The sequence below is a fragment of the Paenibacillus medicaginis genome (assembly GCF_042138635.1).
Lineage (GTDB): Bacteria > Bacillota > Bacilli > Paenibacillales > Paenibacillaceae > Paenibacillus > Paenibacillus medicaginis.
The window spans coordinates 18,864-38,672 of sequence record NZ_JBHIRY010000043.1; the positions used below are offsets into that span (position 1 = coordinate 18,864).

Consider the following 19,809-nt stretch of genomic DNA (forward strand, 5'->3'; position numbering starts at 1 on the left):
AAAGGGGGACAGCCTGAATGAATATGGAAGAAATATTCAATATTACACCGTCTAGCAGGCAATATGAATGGCAGAGGCTTGAATTTTATGGTTTCATCCATTTTGGCATCAATACGATGACGAACCGCGAGTGGGGCATGGGGCATGAGGACCTGTCCCTCTTTAACCCGGAAAAGCTGGATGCAGCCGAATGGGCAAAGGTATTTAAGGTTGCGGGCATGAAAGCGATGATACTAACCTGCAAGCATCACGACGGATTTTGCCTGTGGCCTAGCCGTTATTCACAGCATACGGTTGCTCAGACGCCATGGAAGAACGGCAGGGGAGATCTCGTCCAAGATCTCTCCGCAGCATGTCGGCAACAAGGGTTAAAATTCGGCGTGTATCTCTCGCCCTGGGACCGGACGGAGAGCAGCTACGGTGAAGGCAGGAAATATGATGATTTCTATGTGAATCAGCTGACCGAGCTGCTGACGAATTACGGAGAAATCGGATGTGTCTGGCTGGATGGCGCCAATGGTGAAGGCCTTAACGGCAAAAAGCAGTATTACGACTGGGATCGCTATTATGAAACGATCCGCCGCCTGCAGCCGCAGTGTGTCATCAGCGTCTGCGGCCCGGATATTCGCTGGGTCGGCAATGAAGCCGGGTATACCAGAAAAGAAGAATGGAGCGTTGTCCCCAAGCTTTTGCAGGATGCAGAGAAAGTCGCCGAAAAATCCCAACAGGCGGATAACGGTCAATTTTCGCGCTCGTTGAACTCGATGGAGGAAGACCTGGGCAGCCGGGAAGTTATGGCCGATTATGACGGAGAGTGGGTCTGGTATCCCGCAGAAGTGAACACTTCCATTCGTCCGGGTTGGTTTTACCATGAAGAAGAGGATAGCAAGGTCAGAGGTGACCGCGAATTATTTGATATCTATTTGAATGCCGTCGGCGGCAATGCGACCTTCCTGCTGAACGTTCCTCCTGACAAGAAAGGGGTGATCGTACAGCAGGATCAGGAGGTGTTAACAAGGCTGGGCAACAGAATCGCTCAACTGCAGGACACTTCTCTCGTGCAAAATGCCACTTTAACCGCATCCAGCTCCAAGCATCAGCCGGAATCCATGAATGAGCTGACCAATGGCAGGCTGGAAGGCTGTTGGCAGCCGACTGCGGATGATCAGGAGCCCTGGATTCAAATGACATTGCCCGAGGCGATTGAGCTAAACACCGTTATTCTGCAGGAACAGATTTTACAGGGGCAGCGGGTCGAAGCGTTTGAGGTATGGGCTGCCGATCACAGGGAATGGAGCAGGATTGCCGAAGGCACCGTTATTGGTTACAAGAGGATTGTCAGATTTCCGCACACGCACGCAGATCGGGTGAAAATCGTGTTTAAGAAATTCAGGGGTTTTCCTACCTTGGCCCATATCAATCTTGTGAAATTAGAGGATTAAATATGCGAAAACAAACGGCAAACAAAAGAAACCGGCGTGTCGTTGTGATTTCCGTTCTGTTGGCGTTATGTGTTCTTTCTCTGACAGCTTTTCTGTATATCCCCAAAGCAGACCAGATTGCCTCCATCGGTCCATATGGGATCACAGCGCCAGAGCTTTCTTTTCATATGAAAAGGCTGCAGGCTCAAGTACAAAACGAATTCCAAACCAAATACGGCATCACACTCGGGAAAAACGATTGGGAAAAGGAGTTTGACGGTAGGAAGCCGCTGCGCGAGCTGCAGGAAAAAGCGCTGGCAGAAATCCAGCGGGACAAAACCATCTTTATTCTGGCTAAGGAAGAGCATCTGGTCAACTATGTAGATTATTCCGATTTTCTGATTGCGATGGAGAAGGAAAATCAAAACCGGAAAGCAGCTGCGGCCAGCGGGGAAATCGTGTATGGGCTGATGAATTTTTCGGCTGAACCGTATTATTCTCACGTGCTCAGTTCTTTGAAAACAGGATTAAAAACAGCTTTAAGCGACAGTGAAAGCGATCCTTTATATCTTGAAAGGGGGGAAGTCGAAGCCTATTTTCAGGCAAATAAAACGGATTGGGCGGTTAAAGGCACAAGCTACAAGCTGACCAAACTGACCATTCCTGTTGCACAGGAAAAGAAAGTTGCAGTACAAGCTGAAGTCAATCAGCTGATAGCGAACAAAGTCGGTTTTGCTGAAATTCGCAGTAAATTCAGTGATGTACAAGCATCCGAAAAGGTACTGACAGAAGAAAGCGTTTCCTATCAGAATACGTTTGATTACGAGCTGCTGATGAAGCTGAAGGATTTGGCTACCGGTGAAATGACATCGCCCATGGAAACCCGCCAGGGTTTGACGGTATATCGGCTGGACGACATTTTGTTTGATGAACAAAAAGCGTTAAACGAATACCGTTACCAAATTACGCAGCAGCTGTTGGAAGAAAAGCTGGATGAATATACGGATAGCTATCGAAAATCAATGCCCGTCAAGGTGGATGAAAAGAAGCTGTCCTCGGTCACAATTACAGGCTCGTAAAAGCAGTCCAGGTGCGAGACATTTCCTGATGGAGGTTGGATCATGTCAACAATAAGAAGAAGCTGTTTTTTCATGATTTTCTTGTCATTACTCGTTTCGTTGCTTCCCTGTGCGGCCCCCTTTGCAGTTTCCGCCGCTCCTGCCGCTGAGTCCAGTAAAGCAGCAACTCTAAACGGAAATCTGCCGAACCCATACGGCGGCACTGATTATTATATCGATGCTACCAACGGCAACGATGCCAATGCCGGCAAATCTGTTGGCACACCATGGAAAACGCTGGGCAAAGTGAACCATACCACGTTTTCTCCAGGCGACCGAATTCTGCTGAAAGCCGGTGAAACCTGGAATGACGAGCAGCTATGGCCCAAAGGCTCGGGCGCGCCCGGGAAACCGATCACCATCGATATGTATGGCGATGCCGAGCTTGGCAAACCCTACATCGCTACAAACGGAAAGGTCAGCAATCCGGTGAGATGGAACGGGAACGATTTTGTAAAGAACAAAGACCTGGTCGGCTTGACGGGTGCTGTCGTGCTGCGAAACCAGCAGTATTGGGAGATTCACAATCTGGAGCTTTCAAATGATGATGATTTTAATACGGATATCAATGTTTCTGCGAAGACCCGATCGGTTGTGCGTGACGGCGTTTCCATTACGATTAATGCAGACCTGCTTGGAGGGAACGACGACAAGATCATGGACTATTTCCGCATCAGCAACTTATATGTTCATGATATTGACGGACCGACAGACTGGCAAAAAATTCATTACGGCGGCATCGTGTTTCAGGTGTTTGGCGAGAAAAGCTACAAAGAGTATGACGAAGGCGCCTACTACTTCCAGGATGTCAGAATCGAGAATAACCGTTTCTACAAAACCGAGCTGCATGCGATCCAGTTTGCCTTTAACTGGTTCTATGACCGTGACAGCAGTGCAGGCGAATACGATGAGACAGGGAAATATCATGAAGGCTGGGAGCAGCTGTGGGTCAGAAACCGTGATTTGTACAGCCGCAATGTATATATCGCCCATAACTATGCCGAAGACATCGGCCAGGGTGCCATTCAGCTCGCCAATACGAAAGACATGATCGTGGAATTTAATGAAGTCAACGGATATTTGCAAAGATATAACGCCGTTTCCTGCGGACTGTATCTGTGGGCCGGGGCAGATTCGGTCATGCAGTATAACGAGGTTTACGGCGGACCCTACGGGGAGTATGACGGAACACCATGGGATCTGGAATACACGAATTTCAATGTAACCTACCAATATAACTATTCCCACGATAATGCGGCTGGCTGGTTGGCATATATGGGCAACAGCTCCAATTCCATTGCCCGCTATAATTTGAGTGTCAACGATAACGGCGTACTCGTCAAAAACATGCTGTCCACGAACTACTCTCCTACTTATATTCTAAACAATGTTTTTGTGTATGATGCTGATAAAATGGACTGGTTCCATGATGAAGTGTTCAAGGATACCGTCTATTTCATGAACAATGTTTTCTATAATACGTCGGAAACGACGCCGACAAAGTGGTACCGAAAAGACAACGCATTGGACAAAGCCGTATTCTCGAATAATGCGTATTATGAAGCCGGTGGGGTTTACTCGGAGCAGCAGCCGGAAGATGCAAATGCCGTCTTCGGAGACCCGATGTTTGTTAAAGATCCGTCGCAGTACAAGAAGAATAACGGTGTCATCAATATCTTAGATTCGGCTTCCAATTTTCAATTGCAGGAGAACTCGCCGTTAATTGATGCCGGACGCTACAACCCGCATGTGGGAGATGAGGACTTTTTTGACACACATCTTTACTATGGCGACAGCATAGATATCGGCATTCATGAAAGCAAAATCGGCGCCAAAGTGGAAAATCCGGTAGATAACAACCCGATTGAAGAAGAGGGCCAATCTGATCGTGTGAATTTGGCTCTGAACAAAAGCATTACGGCCAACTATACGCATCCCAGACCTGGTCTGGAAGCGGATAAGCTGGTGGATGGCGACACAACCACCCGTTGGGCCAGCGCTGACCCGGACGATATGACGGACGGGTATCCGATTATCATTACGATCGATTTCGGTGAGCAGACCACGTTTGATGAAATCTACCTGGATGAATATACGGACGGAGCGACGAATCCGAGAATCCAGGAATACGAGCTGCAAAGGTTTAACGATGAGCTGCAGCAGTGGGAGACATTTAAAGCCGTAACGGATGGTATGGGGCATGATGTGACACTGGATGATTTCGGCAAGGTGACCAGTGGCAAGCTCCGCTTATTAATTACGAAACAGAAAGAGACAGAGTACTGGACGCCTACCATGACGGAAATTCAGGTGTATAACGATGGCGGAAGCGGGGAGGAGACGAATCCTGCGCTGTCTATCGATCATGCAGCCTATGATTTAAATGAATCCAGGATTAATGATCCGAGCAATTCCGTGACAGTTGATGTCTATTTGAATAACGATGTGCTTAAAACGATCCGGTATATCGGTACAGAAGGCAACGTGTTGTCCAGCTTAACGGAAGGTGAAGACTACATTGTTGAAAATAGCTTAACTTATGTGCTTTTGCCAGCTTTCCTGCAGAGCCTGCCTGTTGGTCAATCCGGTCTGCAATTCGAGTTCATCTCTGGCAAAAAGCTGAAGCTTGATTTGAACATTATCCATTCCGCAGCAAGCGCAGAGATTTAAATGAAAAGGCGATTTTTCCCCGGCTTACGAGGGAGAGGTCGCCTTAAAATATGACAATACCCATAACGGCCGAGCCTGCGATAACCGTAAGGGGATGAATTTTATATTTGGTAATGGCTACAAAAGCCAGCACCCCGATCAGCAGCGTGGCAAAGGTCGTCCAATGAAAGATGGTCTCCGAGCTGCCGGAAAATCCGAAATGGATGGCTGCATACACGATAAGCCCTGTAATGATCGGCCGCAGACCGTAAAATGAAGATTTCACCCACGGGTAAGAATTGATTTTATAGAAAAATGCCGCAATCAGGATGACCACAATAAGACTGGGAAGAACCATGCCGGTGGTGGCGACAATGGCACCTGGCAAACCTGCTGTATGATAGCCGATCAAGGTGGCGCTGTTCGTTGCAATCGGTCCGGGTGACATGCCAGCCAGCGAAACGATGCGCTGGAATTCTTCTGTGGAGAGCCAATTGTGCTTTTCCACTTCAAACTGAATCATGGGCAGAATAGCATAACCGCCGCCAAAAGAAAGAAAGCCGATCTTCAAAAAAGAAAGAAATAACTGCCAGAACAGCATAGAGACCACTCCTAGATATAATATTCGATGACAGGCTGTGGTTGGTCGTGGTACTCTTTTTCGGTTCGCACAGAGAGTCCAAGCAGCTTTTTCACACGCACGATGACAACGCCGATTCCGAGTCCAATCAGGATCATGATCGTTGGGTTCATGCCGGTCAGCAGAAGCACAATCAGCGTACTGACAGCTACGGCTACGGTCGTTCGGTCAAATAAGGCACTTTTGCCCATTTTGTAAGCGGCTACGACGATCAGACCGATAATGGCGCCATGAATACCTTTAAAGGCGGCCTGCACCTTCGGTTCATGCTGGAATAAGGAATAAAATGCGCTGAGCGCAAACACGATGATGAAGGTAGGAAGCGTTATACCCAGCGTTGCAGCAATCGCCCCCGGCACTTTGCCCATCCTGTAACCCAAAAAGGCAGAAGCGTTCACGCCCACACCTCCCGGAGCAGAGCCTGCCAAAGACATCAAATCATTCATTTCCTGGCTGTCAACCCACTTCTTTTTATCCACAAATTCTCGTTCAATCAGCGACATCATGGCATATCCGCCGCCAAAGGTGGCAGGCCCGATTTTGAAGAAAATCCAGAACAAATCCCATAAAAGCGTTAGTTTTGACATGGTGTTTGATTTCATGTTGATTCACCTCGTTATTCTTGTCTTCATCATAGCACCTTTTTACCAAAATGAAAATTAGTTATAGCTGATAAAACAGATTACTTTTGATTATAGGCTGGATACGGGCCTGATTCGGTTATTTTTATAGATTATTCGCATGGGTTTGGTCTGGATTGAGTAAAAATAGTATACTTTTATTCAATTTAGTTAAAAGTGATTGTTGAAAGTGACTATAGCGTATTAGAGGTAGCAATCCCATTCGTAAACAGCTATAATAATTCTAAATCCTACTATAATCATAGGAATAAACGGAGCGATATCATGGTAAAAGCGAACCCCTCACCGGCTAATATAAAAAAAGCGGTTTTTGAACGAATTGCGCAGAAGGACGATATCTCCAAGGCAGAGCTGATGGCGGAATTCACCCTGACCAGCAGCAGCCTGACCAGGCTTCTGGAGGAGCTTGTACATGAAGGCTGGATCAGTGAATCAGGACTGGGGCAGTCTACCGGCGGCAGAAGGCCGATTTTATATCAGATCAGCTCAGCGCACAGGTACATCTTTGGACTGGAAATATCCAGACTGTATTCGACGCTTGGATTATTTGATTTGAAATTAAATGCCCTGTCGTACAAACGCTGGACCATGGACGAAACCTTGACCCCGGAGCGTCTTATGGACTGTGTGCAGGAGCAGGTTGAAATGATGCTGGAAGCTCACCATGTTCCCAAAGAACAGGTGCTCGGCATGGGCATTGGCGCTGTAGGTCCGCTGGACCGGAACCAGGGAGTGATCCTGAACCCGCTTTATTTTCCGGCGGAGGGCTGGTCCAATGTGCCGGTCTGCCGGCTGATTGAAGAGAAGACGGGAATAGCGGCGGTTCTCGATAACGGAGCGAATGCGGCCTTGGTGGGTGAGCATTGGGCGCTGCGCGGCGAGAACCTTCAGCATATGCTGTACGTGCATGTCGGCACGGGTTTGCGTTCTGCGATGATGTCCGGCGGGCAGCTCGTATATGGGGCGGTGGACATGGAAGGCTCCATCGGTCAGATGATTATCCAGGCCGACGGCCCGCGGCTGCACGGTACGGGGAATTACGGAGCGCTGGAGGCGTTCGCCTCCGTGCAGGCACTGGAGCAGCAGGTAAGAGCACAGGTGAAGATGGGGCGCAACCAGCTTGAGAGCGCAGCCGGCGTGCAGCCAGAGGCCATACACTTCGCCATGCTGGTGGAAGCGCTCGGGAATGGTGAAGCATTTGTGCAGGAGCTGTTCTCCCAGTCGGCTGCTCATATGGGAATTGGCCTGGCCAACCTGATCAACATTTTGCACCCCGAAATGGTCATTCTCGGCGGGGCCCTGATCAGCGTGAGCGGTCTGTATTATGATACAGCGGTATCTGTTGCACAGAAAAACATCTATTATTATCCCGAGTATCAGCCTGTATTTTCTAAAGGCATACTGCAGGAAAAGGCGGTGGCTGTAGGAGCCGCTGTGCTCGTGCGCAATCAGCTGTCGATATGAAGAAAGGCAGAGCGGAAATGAATTTCCGCCTGCCTTTTTTCGGCTTAAAATCGAGATAAGCGCTTGATCAAGTTAATAGGTACGAGTGTGTATAAGCGTGAACATTCTAACGGTTGTGGTCGAGGCCGCTTCTTTGTTTGTACCCGCGAGCGTTTTAAACCGAATGCCGCAAACGGCGGCTTGCTTTCATATGAATTTGCCGGGACCAGTGGGCATGCTCACTGGCTTTTTTGGTTTTCACGGCTTCTTTAAAGCTTGACGTCCTTGACAAAATGCAGCAGCTCCTCGGACATTTTAGCAAGCTCCTGGGAGGACGAGGTGATCTCCTCCATCGTCGCCAGTTGCTGCTCGGTTGCGGCAGACACGCTTATAGCACCGGAAGACGTTTCTTCAGCCACTTCGGCAACCCCCTGCAGAGAGACCGCCAGCTTGTTCGTTGCCTCGGACATTTGCTGCGATGCCTCGGATACCGACTGGATTTGCAGGCTCACGGAATTGACGGCCTGCTTGATGTTGGCGAAGGCTTCGCCAGCAACAGATACCGCGGCAATCCCGGCTTGCACAACCTCCGTCCCCTCTTGAACGGATTGGACAGTACGCTCGGTATCCGACTGAATGGAACGGACCAACATGGCGATTTGTTTGCTGGATTGCGTCGATTGCTCGGCCAGCTTGCGTACTTCCTCCGAAACGACGGCAAATCCGCGCCCGGCTTCCCCTGCGCGCGATGCTTCAATCGCCGCGTTAAGGGCGAGCAGATTCGTCTGCTTGGCAATGCCTGCAATCACCTCTACGATTTTGCCGATTTCATCGGAGCGCGAGCCGAGAATGCTCACCTCTTCAGTAATGTTTTGCACGGTAGTTTGAATATTGCCCATTTGCTCGACAGCCGTTTGCACGGACACGCTTCCGTCCATCGCAGTCTGTGCCGCGATTCGCGATTTCTCGGCGACTTGAGAGGCGCTTGAAGCAATGCTGCCCGCTTCCACGGACATGTTGTTCACAAAAGCAACGCTTTCCTGAATCGCTCGAATCTGCTTCTCGGAGCCCTCGGCCACCTGCTCGATAATTTCGACTACCTGCTCGGTGGCTTTTGTTGTCTGGTCGGCTCCTGCGGTAAGCTGCTCGGATGACGCCGCGACCTGAAGGGCATTTTGCGATACTTGCTCAATCAGGTTACGCAAATTTTGCATCATCGTATTAAAGGATGTGGCCAGCGTGCCCAGTTCATCCCTATTTTTCACGTTCACGGCTTCGCTGGTCAGATCCCCATTTGCAATCACCTCGGCGGCTTTCGTGATTCGCACAATGGGTTTGGTGATTAACCGGCTGATCACAAACGCAATAACGAAGCCCAAAATAATCGTAGTGACCGAAATAATGATGATCGTCAGCCTCGTTTTGAGTATACGGTCCGAGATCAACGCCATATCCTGTTTTAAAGCTTCTTCCTGAAGCTTGATGTAACGGTCAGCCGTTTCCATGAACTTTTTGATGATGGGTTCGTTTTTGGCGGCGACACGCATGTAGTCTTCTACTTTATTCAGTTTTTTGAACTCGATCATTTCCTCGGCGTTGCTCGAGTAGCTTTGCTGAAGTAAATCGAGCCCTTGCAAAAGCAGCCAGTCGTCAGCATCGGTTGTTACGGCCTGGATCTGTTTGCTCACCGCGTTGTAGCTGCGTACGGCATCACGATATGCGTCTATTTCCGATTCGTCATTCATCAGGAGGAAATTGGTGATGTTAAGGTTTTCATTTTTGATCGCAAGGCTTAAATCCTTAACCTTGCTGACCACGTCAGCGCGTTCCTTCAGCAGTTTCTGATACTTTTCATTAATCGAATTAAGCTCGACATAGTTAAGTGATGCGACAGTTGCGAGCAATAAGAGGACGGATAGGAAGCCGCCATAGAGCTTTTTGCCAATGGTTAGTTTCATCGATTCGTGTCCTTTCGGCCTAAGAAGCGGCATCTGCAAAAATTTCGTTCGCGCCGTCCCGGAATTGTTTTGCAGCTTCCTCTGGCGTCATTTGCCCAAGCAGCATCTTGTTTCTGATTTTGCTAAACAACGTATTGATACTGCTGGACACCAGTGGAACAGGAGGGTCGATCGGACTTGAGTTTTTCTCGACATGCTCCATGTAGACATACTGCTCTCTGTCGCTTCCCTTCATTTGGTCCAGCAAATGCTCGCGTACTTTGGCCGTGGCCGGAACACCGCGTTCGCCCGACAAAATTTCGTTCGCTTCAAGATCATTAATGAAAAAATCAATAAACAGGGCAGCTTCCTCGGATTGCTTGGTATAGGAAGAGACAGAAAAATACATGGATGGCTTGACGTAGTTTCCTTCGGAGCCGCCCTTAAGCGCCGGGAATGGCAGGAGCTTCATCGCTGTGCCCGACAAGCTGCTGTAAGAACCGACGTTGTTGCTCGTGACTGTGTGGAAAGCGGCTCGCTTGTTGGTGATCAGCGCATCCTTATCGGAGGACAAGGCATTGATCATATCGGGACTCGCCATCAGCCCCTCATCAATGAGCATTTTCTCCATCTTGAAGAAGTCGGATAAATATTCATCCTTGTCATAACCCAGTCCTTTGCCGTCGGCTGCATAGTAGCTGGCTCCATGTTGTCTAAGATAATAGGCGAAGTCAAGCGCGCCGGAACCGATCGGTATAAAATCCGGCTGATTGATTTGTTCTTTGAGCTCCCTCGCTGTCTGAATGAGGTCCTCGTACGTATATCCAGCCGATAGCGTTGGAACGCCCGTCTGCTCGAATATTTCGGGATTGTACATGACGGATTGGGCATTCACGCCAGTAACGATGCCGTAGAGCTTTTCGTCAAACGTGCCCGCCGCGCGTGAACTGTCATCCAAATCGGAAACATCAAGCTTCCCGGAGGCAACCAGATCATCCAGCGGCATAATCAGCTTGCGTTTAATATATTCGTTGATATATTTGTAGTCCATCTGGATAACATCCGGAAAATCCTGATCGGCTGCTCTCATTGCAAGCAGCACCCAATAGTCACCGTTCGGCGCTTCAGTTGGTTCGACTTTAATGTTTGGATATTTTTTCTCGAATAATTCAATCACCTTCATTGTTCTTTCTTTCCGTCCATCATTGCCCCACCAGGCCACTTTAAGCACTTTTTGACCCTTTGCTGCACCTTCGGCTTGTGGCTGTACGGCAGCTGTTTGACTGGTGCAGCCGGTACCGATCAGAGCCAGGATGATGAGAGTCAGGATAACGCCCCGGATGTCTAATGCTGTCTTCACTTGTTTCCCCCCTGAGGTCTTTGCAGACCTGTATGAATGACTTCTAACTAATTTATCGGATTTACAAATGTTTTAATTAGAGCACATCTATCAAATTCGCAATGGGTACCCAAAATCAAAGTTTTATTGCTTTGTTCATACCTATTTACAGAAAGGTTTGTTTTCCCCGCGACTTTAACATAACCTCTCCTTCCTCCTGAAGCGCCGATAACATTTGCCCTTTATATTCATAGGTGTAAGAGATTTAGACGTCTAGACTTCTTTGAAAGGGATGAACTGTGATCTGGTATTTACGTTCACTCGGCAAACGCAAAATTCTTGAGTTTCTGGTATTGATTGTTTTTGTCGTATTTTTTCTCGTTCCTTTATTGAACCTGCTGATTTTGGCCGTCTCCGGAAAATGGCAGTATCCGGCGCTGCTGCCGCAGAGCTTTTCCCTGGAATGGTGGAGGTTCGTGTTAAGCCAGGACGATGTGCTCAGCTCGATGTGGCTTTCGTTCCTGATCGCCGTAGTGGTCACGGCAAGCTCGGTTATTCTGTGTGTACCGGCTGCCTATGCTTTTGCACGGATTGCGTTTCCGCTCAGCCGATGGTTTCTGTTTTCCTTTTTACTTACACATGCCTTTCCCAAAATGGGGCTGTACGTGTCCATCGCCGTGCTGTTCTACAAGTTCGGGCTGATGAATACGTTCGTGGGCATCGTACTGATCCATATGGTCAACACGCTCATGTACATGACCTGGATTCCTGCGGCTTCCTTTCGCAGTGTGCATCGGGCGCAGGAGGAGTCGGCGCGGGACGCGGGGGCGGGACCGCTGCGCGTGTTCTGGAAGATTACGCTCCCCATGGCGATGCCCGGCATTATGGTGGCTTCCGTGTTTACCTTCCTCGCTTCGCTGGATGAGGCGCAGGGAACGCTGCTGGTCGGCATACCTGACTACAAAACGATGCCAGTCATCATGTATTCCATCATAGCCGATTATCCGAACACCACCGGTGCGGTCTTTTCGGTCATTCTTACCTTACCGACGGTCATCCTGCTGCTTGCCGCAAGGCGTTTTGTCAGTGCGGATGTGCTGGCAGGGGGCTTCCAGGTCAAATGACTTTTCTGAAGTAAAGGGGCTTGAAGTATGTCGATTCAATTATCCATTCGTGATCTGAGTAAACGATTCAAGACGGGGGACGGGGTAAAGGGCATTTCTCTCGATGTGATAAAAGGGGAGCTGGTGACGCTGCTCGGCCCCTCCGGCTGCGGTAAAACGACAGTGCTTCGCTCCATCGGCGGTTTTCTGGATCCGGACAGCGGGGATATTCAAATCCGGGGCAGCAGCATCCTGCATCTGCCTCCGGAAAAACGGCCGACGGCCATGGTTTTCCAAAGCTATAACTTGTGGCCACATATGACCGTGTATGAAAATCTCGCCTTTGGACTCAAGCTGCGCAAGAAGAAAAAGGATGAAATCCGCGGTCTTGTGCAGGAGGCGCTGAAGCTGGTTCAGTTGGAAAGCGCGGAGCGCAAATTGCCGGGACAGCTGTCCGGCGGGCAGCAGCAGCGGGTGGCCTTGGCGCGGGCATTGCTGCTGGAGCCGGAGGTGCTGCTGCTGGACGAGCCCTTCTCGGCGCTGGATGCCAAGCTGCGTATGGAGATGCGGGAAGAGCTGCGTGAAATTCAACGGCGGACCGGCATGACGATGATTTTCGTCACCCATGACCAGGAGGAGGCCTTGTCGATCTCCGACCGTATCGTTGTCATGCGGGCAGGCGAAATTGAGCAGCTGTCCACACCGCAGGAAATTTACGATATGCCGCGTACGCTGTTCGTGGCAGGCTTCATCGGACGCATCAATCTGATCAAGGGTGTCAGTACCGGACGCAGCGTGGCTGTGGGAGAGGCGCATTTCGAGCAGGAGCGCGAGGTTGACGGGAAAGTCATTGCAGCCGTACGGCCGGAGGATATCTATCTGACGGCGGAGCAGGAGCCAAATTCCCTGCCCGGCACGATTCGGCAAATCATGATCCTCGGGCATTATGCAGAGGTGTCCGTGGAAAGCGGGGAACAGGTGCTTAAAATGTTCGTTCCCCGTGAACAGTCAGCCCGGCTCAGCAGCGGGCAGCAGGTTCGTATTGGCTTCAGCAGAGTGGTGTCGTTTCCTGTGCCCGAAGCTTAAAATCTCCGGGTGGTGGCATTTCCTTCATCGCTTTGTTCATTAAATATAGACTTCATTTGAGGAGGAGAAAGGATGTCAGTGAAAAAGAGATTCAGCATGATGTTGGCGGGGGTGCTCAGTCTGGGATTGTTGGCGGGTTGCGGCAGTAGCGGAGGAGCGGATTCTTCTGCGGCGGCAGGCGGTAAAGCGGAGAGTGCAGTACCGGAGAGCGCTGTAACGGAAATCTCCCTCTACACCTCGGGATCGCTTAACGTCAAGGAGCTGTGGGAGACGCTGATTTCGGATTTCGAGGCCAAAAACAAGGATGTCAAGGTTAAGCTCGTTTATTTGCCATCAGGCACCGGGGGAGCTACGACGATGGACCGGCTGGTTGCAGCGAAGCAGAGCGGCCAGTCGGAGAGCGATATCGATCTGTATGAAGGAAGCCTGGATGATATTACACGTGGAGGCAAAGAAGGGCTGTGGGAAACGCTGGACACAACCAAGGTGCCCAATCTCGCCAATGTTGACGAAGCTTACCTGAAGCAGGTTAACGATCAGGCCGTTCCTTACCGCGCCTCCTCCGTCGTGCTTGCCTATAACAGCGCGAACGTGTCTGAGCCTCCTAAAACAGCGGAAGCACTGTACGAGTGGATTCGCCAGCATCCGGGTAAATTTGCTTACAACGATCCGTCCACCGGCGGTGCAGGCAGCTCATTTGTGAACACGGCCATTTATAATTTCCTTCCTCCCGAGGCCATGAACAGCAGTGATCCCGCGAACATGGAAAAATGGGATCAAGGCTTCGCCCTGCTGAAAGAGCTGGGAGCATCTATGTATGAAAAAGGCGTGTACCCGAAGAAAAATCAGGGGACGCTTGATCTGCTTGCCAGCGGCGAGGTGGACATGATTCCGGCCTGGTCCGATATGGCCCTGGAGCAGCTGAATAAAGGAACACTGCCGGACACCGTGAAGCTGGCGCAGATTGAGCCTGCCTTTACCGGCGGACCGTCCTATCTGATGGTGCCTGCTCTTTCGACCAAGAAAGAGGCGGTGCAGAAGCTGCTGGATTACGTGCTTTCCCCTGAGGCCCAGACGACGGTCATCAACAAAATTTACGGTTATCCGGGCATTAAATGGGACCTGATGCCGGCGGAGCTGCAAAAGCAATTTGAAAGTGTATCCGGAGGCTACCGCAGCTTCAATAGCGGCGATCTGCAGCAGGAAATCTACAAGCGCTGGCAGAGTGAAGTGGCGGGCGGTTAATGATGAGTACATCATTTAAAAGAGGGATGCTGGGGCTGCTCCTGGTCATCCCCTCTTTTCTCATTCTGCTCGTCGTTGTGATCATCCCCATTCTGTACGCGATCAGGGAGAGCCTGATCGACGAGAACGGAACTGGCTTCGGCTTGGCGAACTATATCCGCCTGTTTACGGATGCTGCCATGCGCAAAAATGTGCTGTACACGCTCAATTTGACGATTGTATCCACGCTCCTGACTCTGGTCATCAGCTACGCGATGGCGGTATATTTGCGTTTTGGCTCCGGATTTGTCGTGACCTGGATTCGGCGCCTCTATTTTGTGCCAATGTTCATCCCGGGAGTTATTGCAACCTATGCCTTGATCACTACCTACAGCAATCATGGCTGGGCGCCGCGTTTTCTGCTTACACTGGGAATCGACTCGTTCCCCAAGATTATCTATGACTACAAAGGACTTCTGCTGGCCAATCTGTGGTTCAATATTCCGTTTGCCACCATGCTGCTCAGCTCGGCGCTTGCCGGTATTCCGAATTCCGTCATTGAAAGCGCAAGAGATGCCGGAGCGCGTACCATGCAGCTGTTTGTCCGTTTTATTCTGCCGCTGTCGTACAAGACGATGTGGGTGGCGGCAACCTTTATCTTTATGGGCGTGATCGGCAGCTTTACCGCTCCCTTCCTGATCGGCGCCAACTCGCCGCAGGTGCTGGGCGTAGCCATGCAGCAGGTGTTCTCCAGCTACCAGGAAACACACATGGCGAGCGCTATGGCTGTGTTTATGTTTATACTGTGCTCTTTTATGGGTTATTTCTACATCCGGACGATGGTGCAGGATGCGGATGCCAACTAAGCTGAATTCCATGGAACATCAAGGAGGGACTTATGACAATGGCAGGAAGTAAAACGGAAGCAGAGCGGATGGAAATCAGTCAGCAGAACAGCTGCCGTTTTTCCTTTACCATGCCGGAGGACGGATTTGCGGAGCTGGACCTGACGGGCCCGATCGGACAGCGATTGCTCGGAGCCGGACCGGGAGTCCGCTATTGTGCGTGTATATCTGGGAGAGCAGTATAACCAGGATGTCATTCTCTTTTACGGCAGCAGCTCTTTCACATATACACGTCTGCTTGGGCATCTGACGGCAGGAGAATGTCAACAACTCATGACTCAAGTCACGAGCTTGTCTCTGCCTACGTCGTAGACAGTGCTTGCGCTTCGCACAAGCCTTTTAGACTTATTCCTAACCAGTAGTGCAAACGCACCTTATGGTGCTCCTACCTTAGCGTGTTGAAACATCAGGACGGCTGTCAACGAGTGCCTTGGTTACTTGGTGATGGACATCCAGCAACTAACGGTTTTCTCTTGAACTATCTTTTCACTTGAATTCAGTATAGCTTGGATCAAGTGATCCATGGTTAAATTTTCATTATGGAAGGGGGAAGCATGGAGATTTCGGCTTGCGAGCTACCGATGGTAGCCCTTATGCCGAGCGCATTTCCTCACACGGTTAAAGCCGCGTGTCTCCATGCGCATTTGATGAAAAAAATATTCGCTGCGGAAGGCCTGATCTTTCCGGACTGCACGCATAGCCACATTACGTATGCATTTCATATTCCCGAGCCTGCCTCGGAGATCTGCATTCGCTTCGCCTACGACCCCAAGCTGCTGGCAGACGAAGACCGGGCCAGAGTCATCATCCAGGACAGCATGCGCAAGTATGGATACGCGGAAGAGGACGGCGGTGACGGTTGGAAGAAATACGCCCCTCTCAAGAACCTGCTGACACTGTCGGTGGATGACCCGATCCGCCATCGCGGCGCTGCACACAGGCATGATCCGCAGCAGGAGCACCGGCTAGGCTTGACCGAAGCGTCCCCCGGTTTTCTGGCGGGTATCAATCCGCAGGGCGTATGGCGTGTGACTGTCAGCCTGCACGCTGTCGTTACCGAGACGCTGAACTATCGGTTTGAGGTTGAGGCTGAAATGGTGCAGAAGGGAGGGGCGCATGATGAAATGGATTCCATCCGAGCTGCACACCCACACCTTTCATAGCGACGGTTCCCATAGCCTGCTGGAGCTGGCTGCCAGCGCCGCCCGCCTCGGACTGGGCTGTATTGCCCTGACCGATCATAATACGCAGTCCGGATTGGCGGGTGCGGAGCAGGCAGAGCGGCAGAGCGGCATCCGCATTGTGCCGGGCATGGAGTGGACGACATTTTATGGACATATGCTGACACTGGGCATCAAGGAGTTTGTGGACTGGCGGGTATTGGGGCCAGAAGACATTCATAAGGGTATACAGTTTGTGCATGAACAGGGCGGCATCGCCGGTCTTGCCCATCCATACCGGATCGGCAGCCCGATCTGCACAGGCTGTTTCTGGGAATATAATATCCATGATTGGAATGATGTTGATTTCATCGAAGTATGGTCCACCCTCATGCCTTCCGTCAAGCGTGACAGCCAAAGAGCTTTCGCGCTGTGGACGGATCTGCTGAACCAGGGTTACCGGATCACGGCGACGAGCGGCCGTGATTGGCATGGCACCAAGTCTGATGATCCGCTGCCTGCCGTTACTTACATCGGGGTGGAGAAGGCGGACGGCACATCTTTGCAGGTACAGATCGTAGAGGCCTTACGCCGGGGTCGTGCTGCCGTCACTATGGGGCCGCTGCTTACTTTATCCGTCAAAACGGCAGGTGATGAGCATGAGTATGCTATGGGGGACTGTGTTGAATGGCACGGCAAGCCTGATCCGATGGCGATGGAGGTCACCGTGAACGTGGACATGGACATCCGGAGGGAGTTCTACGAACTACAAGGGGATCGTTTACGACTTGTGCTGAGAAGCGGACAGGGCGTATGCGACGAAATACAGATTCCGGCGGAGACGGCTGTTTACAGCTTCACGCTTCAGGCTGAGGCTGCATCGCAATGGGTGCGCGCTGAGCTGTTCGGCTGTCTCGGGAATGCCGTCACTCTTGTTGCTTTTACCAATCCTGTATATATTCATGCGCCGGCGGTTCAAGCGACGGCTGTACGGAGTGGCGGGCGCTGCGAATTTTGAGGAAAGGAAAGAGGCTTTATCGTGGCATCCAAACAGGAAAAAATCAAACAGCGGATCGAGGATTATATCCGTGACAGCGGGATCAGACAGGGCGGCAAGCTGCCGCCCGAAACCGCGCTGGCGCAAGCCTTTCAGGTGTCGCGCACCACGGTCCGTGGAGCAATACAGCGGCTGGAAAGCGAGGGGAAACTGCTCGTCAAGCATGGCAGCGGAACGTTCATTACACGCCCGCTGCCCGCTATTCCAAGCTCTCTCGACCGCTTGTACAGCATCGGGGACATGATACGGTCCGCAGGATTAAAGGAAGACGAGCAGCTTGAATCTATCAAGCGGCTGGACTGCTGCCCACGTGAAATTGCGGAACGAATGGAACTGGACCGCCATGCACCAGTCATTGTGCTGGAACGCACGAGAACAGCCAACGGAGAAGCCGTGGCCCATTCGATCAATTACATACCTGAGCAAATTGCCGAGGCGATTATAGTTGACGGCTCTTTTACAGGATCGCTGTTTCAAAATTTCGAGTACAAGGCCGGAGTTCGTATTGTAGGCGCTTACTCGGAGATGACCGTACCGGCCCGGACGGATCCGCATGCGCGTCGGCTCATGACTTCGCCGCAGGCAGCCGTGCTATTGTTCAAACAGCTTCATTATGATGAGCTGAACAGGCAGGTGCTCTATTCGTATGATTATGTGCGTAGCGATATTTTCCAGTTCTGGATTCGGCGCAACCGTTGACAGATTCTGAGTTAATTTCACTTTCTATAACTCAATAACGCTATAATCCGGTATAATCAAGGAAAGAATACAAGGAAGGAGAGCCAGGTACGAATGGAATCCGATGAACGAGTTCATCAGCGCCACGATACGTCCTATCGTTTCCTGTTGTCCAGTAAAAAGCTCTTTGTCGAGTTGCTTCGCTCCTTTGTACATAAGGGATGGGTGGAACGAATTGATGAAACGACCGTTCAGGAAATCCCCCATTCCTTCGTTCTTCAAGATTTCAAGCGCAAGGAAGCGGATCTGGTCTATCAGGTGAAGTTGAATGATCAAGATGTCGTGTTTTATTTGCTGTTAGAGATGCAGTCCAACGTGGATTTCCTGATGCCTTATCGTTTATTACTTTATCAGGTTGAAATTTGGCGTTATTTGCTGAAAGATCAGGATAAGAAGCAGGTCAAGCGGAAAGAATTTCGCTTACCTCCGGTTGTGCCGATTGTATTGTATAATGGAAAGAGGCGCTGGAGTGCCAGCCGCCAATTTCGTAAGCTGCTCGCTCATGAAGAACTGTTTGGTTCGGAACTGCTTGATTTTGAATATTTGCTTATTGATGTGGCCCGGTATAGTGACGAAGAGTTACTGGCCTTGTCCAATACGATTGGTTCCGTCTTTTTGCTGGATAAAGCGGAAGAACTGGAACAATTGTCGGATCGGCTTGGTAAGTTGATGCACACGATAAAGCAATTGCCGGAAGATACTCACCAGAAACTGATGGCTTGGATCGTGAATATTTTGGGTCAAAAAATGCCAGCAGATGAACCGAATTTGCAAGAATTAATCCAGAATACGAAAGGAGATGTATTTGTGATGGGTTTGGAAAAAGTTCTGGATGATATAATACGTAAAGGCAAACGTGAAGGCAAACGTGAAGGCAAACGTGAAGGCAAACGTGAAGGTGAGCAAAAAGCAAAAGAAGCGATTGTAAAAAACATGATCAAAATGGGGATGGACACGGCGTTCATCGTTCAAGCGACCGGCGTGCCGGAAGAGAAAGTGGAAGAGCTGCGGAAATGAATCGAAGCCACAATTTGAAATCGTTAAACCAAGAGCAACAACCACAAAACCCACCACTAAAAGGTTCGTCGCCTTCGGTGGGAGTGTTTCAACTTTAGTGTAATTGGTTTACTGCCAAGAGTTTAAATCAGCTGATACAGGGATAACCTTTATACTACAGCTGGAAGGATAGGGCTCTGCTGGAGAGCAACCTGAGCAATCCCGCTGGGCGTTATACGGTATAGGGAGCAGTCGCTGTGGCGGCTGTTTTTCTTTATACCGGCAACGCAGGGAAGCGAAAAACTCCGGGGATTGGGGCAGAGCCCCAAGGTCTTAGGCCAGATCCTTCTGG

17 protein-coding genes are annotated in these 19,809 nt (G+C 50.4%); 13 read left to right on the forward strand and 4 right to left on the reverse strand.

All coding sequences use genetic code 11. The features are described from left to right. Positions 1-17: 17 nt before the first annotated feature. Genes ACE5LO_RS25470 through ACE5LO_RS25480 form a run of 3 tightly spaced genes read left to right on the forward strand, consistent with a single transcriptional unit; the run spans position 18 to position 5,209 of the window. Positions 18-1,442 carry an alpha-L-fucosidase gene (locus ACE5LO_RS25470; protein WP_375522732.1) on the forward strand — a complete coding sequence of 475 codons (1,425 nt, stop codon included), beginning with the start codon at positions 18-20 and terminating at the stop codon, positions 1,440-1,442. Between the two features lie 2 nt (positions 1,443-1,444). After that, on the forward strand, positions 1,445-2,500 hold the full coding sequence (locus ACE5LO_RS25475) for a hypothetical protein (protein WP_375522733.1): 1,056 nt from the start codon (positions 1,445-1,447) through the stop codon (positions 2,498-2,500). A gap of 42 nt (positions 2,501-2,542) precedes the next feature. Beyond that, positions 2,543-5,209, forward strand: coding sequence for a discoidin domain-containing protein (locus ACE5LO_RS25480; protein WP_375522734.1), 2,667 nt, complete (start codon positions 2,543-2,545; stop codon positions 5,207-5,209). A gap of 43 nt (positions 5,210-5,252) precedes the next feature. Here ACE5LO_RS25480 and ACE5LO_RS25485 read toward each other — a convergent pair whose 3' ends face one another. Together ACE5LO_RS25485 and ACE5LO_RS25490 are read right to left on the reverse strand one after the other, a co-directional pair. Continuing rightward, positions 5,253-5,789, reverse strand: coding sequence for a chromate transporter (locus ACE5LO_RS25485; protein ID WP_375522735.1), 537 nt, complete (start codon positions 5,787-5,789; stop codon positions 5,253-5,255). A gap of 11 nt (positions 5,790-5,800) precedes the next feature. Beyond that, complete coding sequence (locus ACE5LO_RS25490; protein WP_375522736.1) at positions 5,801-6,430, reverse strand: chromate transporter; 630 nt, start codon at positions 6,428-6,430, stop codon at positions 5,801-5,803. 303 nt (positions 6,431-6,733) lie between these two features. Between ACE5LO_RS25490 and ACE5LO_RS25495 the strand changes: the two genes are divergently transcribed. Continuing rightward, positions 6,734-7,933, forward strand: coding sequence for an ROK family protein (locus tag ACE5LO_RS25495; protein ID WP_375522737.1), 1,200 nt, complete (start codon positions 6,734-6,736; stop codon positions 7,931-7,933). A gap of 248 nt (positions 7,934-8,181) precedes the next feature. Here the strand turns inward: ACE5LO_RS25495 and ACE5LO_RS25500 are convergent, their stop codons facing one another. Both ACE5LO_RS25500 and ACE5LO_RS25505 read right to left on the reverse strand, forming a co-directional pair. Then, positions 8,182-9,870 (reverse strand): methyl-accepting chemotaxis protein, encoded by a 1,689-nt coding sequence (locus tag ACE5LO_RS25500; protein WP_375522738.1) that lies wholly within the window; start codon positions 9,868-9,870, stop codon positions 8,182-8,184. Between the two features lie 19 nt (positions 9,871-9,889). Further along, positions 9,890-11,209 carry an ABC transporter substrate-binding protein gene (locus ACE5LO_RS25505; protein WP_375522739.1) on the reverse strand — a complete coding sequence of 440 codons (1,320 nt, stop codon included), beginning with the start codon at positions 11,207-11,209 and terminating at the stop codon, positions 9,890-9,892. A 278-nt stretch (positions 11,210-11,487) separates the two neighbouring features. On the opposite strand from ACE5LO_RS25505, the gene ACE5LO_RS25510 reads away from it, so the two are divergent. The 9 genes from ACE5LO_RS25510 to ACE5LO_RS25550 all read left to right on the forward strand — a co-directional run bounded on the left by ACE5LO_RS25510 (position 11,488) and on the right by ACE5LO_RS25550 (position 19,478). Continuing rightward, a complete protein-coding gene (locus tag ACE5LO_RS25510; protein ID WP_375522740.1) occupies positions 11,488-12,312 on the forward strand; it encodes an ABC transporter permease in 825 nt (274 codons plus the stop codon). A gap of 27 nt (positions 12,313-12,339) precedes the next feature. Further along, a complete protein-coding gene (locus ACE5LO_RS25515) occupies positions 12,340-13,377 on the forward strand; it encodes an ABC transporter ATP-binding protein (protein WP_375522741.1) in 1,038 nt (345 codons plus the stop codon). 72 nt (positions 13,378-13,449) lie between these two features. Next, on the forward strand, positions 13,450-14,622 hold the full coding sequence (locus ACE5LO_RS25520; RefSeq protein WP_375522742.1) for an extracellular solute-binding protein: 1,173 nt from the start codon (positions 13,450-13,452) through the stop codon (positions 14,620-14,622). A 2-nt stretch (positions 14,623-14,624) separates the two neighbouring features. After that, positions 14,625-15,467 carry an ABC transporter permease gene (locus ACE5LO_RS25525; protein ID WP_375522749.1) on the forward strand — a complete coding sequence of 281 codons (843 nt, stop codon included), beginning with the start codon at positions 14,625-14,627 and terminating at the stop codon, positions 15,465-15,467. A 38-nt stretch (positions 15,468-15,505) separates the two neighbouring features. Then, positions 15,506-15,691, forward strand: a complete 186-nt coding sequence (locus tag ACE5LO_RS25530) for a hypothetical protein (RefSeq protein WP_375522743.1) — start codon at positions 15,506-15,508, stop codon at positions 15,689-15,691. Between the two features lie 369 nt (positions 15,692-16,060). Next, the gene (locus tag ACE5LO_RS25535) at positions 16,061-16,669 is read left to right on the forward strand and encodes a hypothetical protein (RefSeq protein WP_375522744.1); all 609 of its coding nucleotides are present in this window, start codon (positions 16,061-16,063) and stop codon (positions 16,667-16,669) included. Then, positions 16,623-17,684, forward strand: a complete 1,062-nt coding sequence (locus ACE5LO_RS25540; protein ID WP_375522745.1) for a CehA/McbA family metallohydrolase — start codon at positions 16,623-16,625, stop codon at positions 17,682-17,684. Before ACE5LO_RS25535 ends, ACE5LO_RS25540 begins: the two co-directional genes overlap by 47 nt. Positions 17,685-17,705: 21 nt before the next feature. Further along, positions 17,706-18,422 (forward strand): GntR family transcriptional regulator, encoded by a 717-nt coding sequence (locus tag ACE5LO_RS25545; protein WP_375522746.1) that lies wholly within the window; start codon positions 17,706-17,708, stop codon positions 18,420-18,422. 93 nt (positions 18,423-18,515) lie between these two features. Then, positions 18,516-19,478: an Rpn family recombination-promoting nuclease/putative transposase gene (locus tag ACE5LO_RS25550; RefSeq protein ID WP_375522747.1), complete on the forward strand. Its 963-nt coding sequence runs from the start codon at positions 18,516-18,518 to the stop codon at positions 19,476-19,478. Positions 19,479-19,809 lie beyond the last annotated feature (331 nt).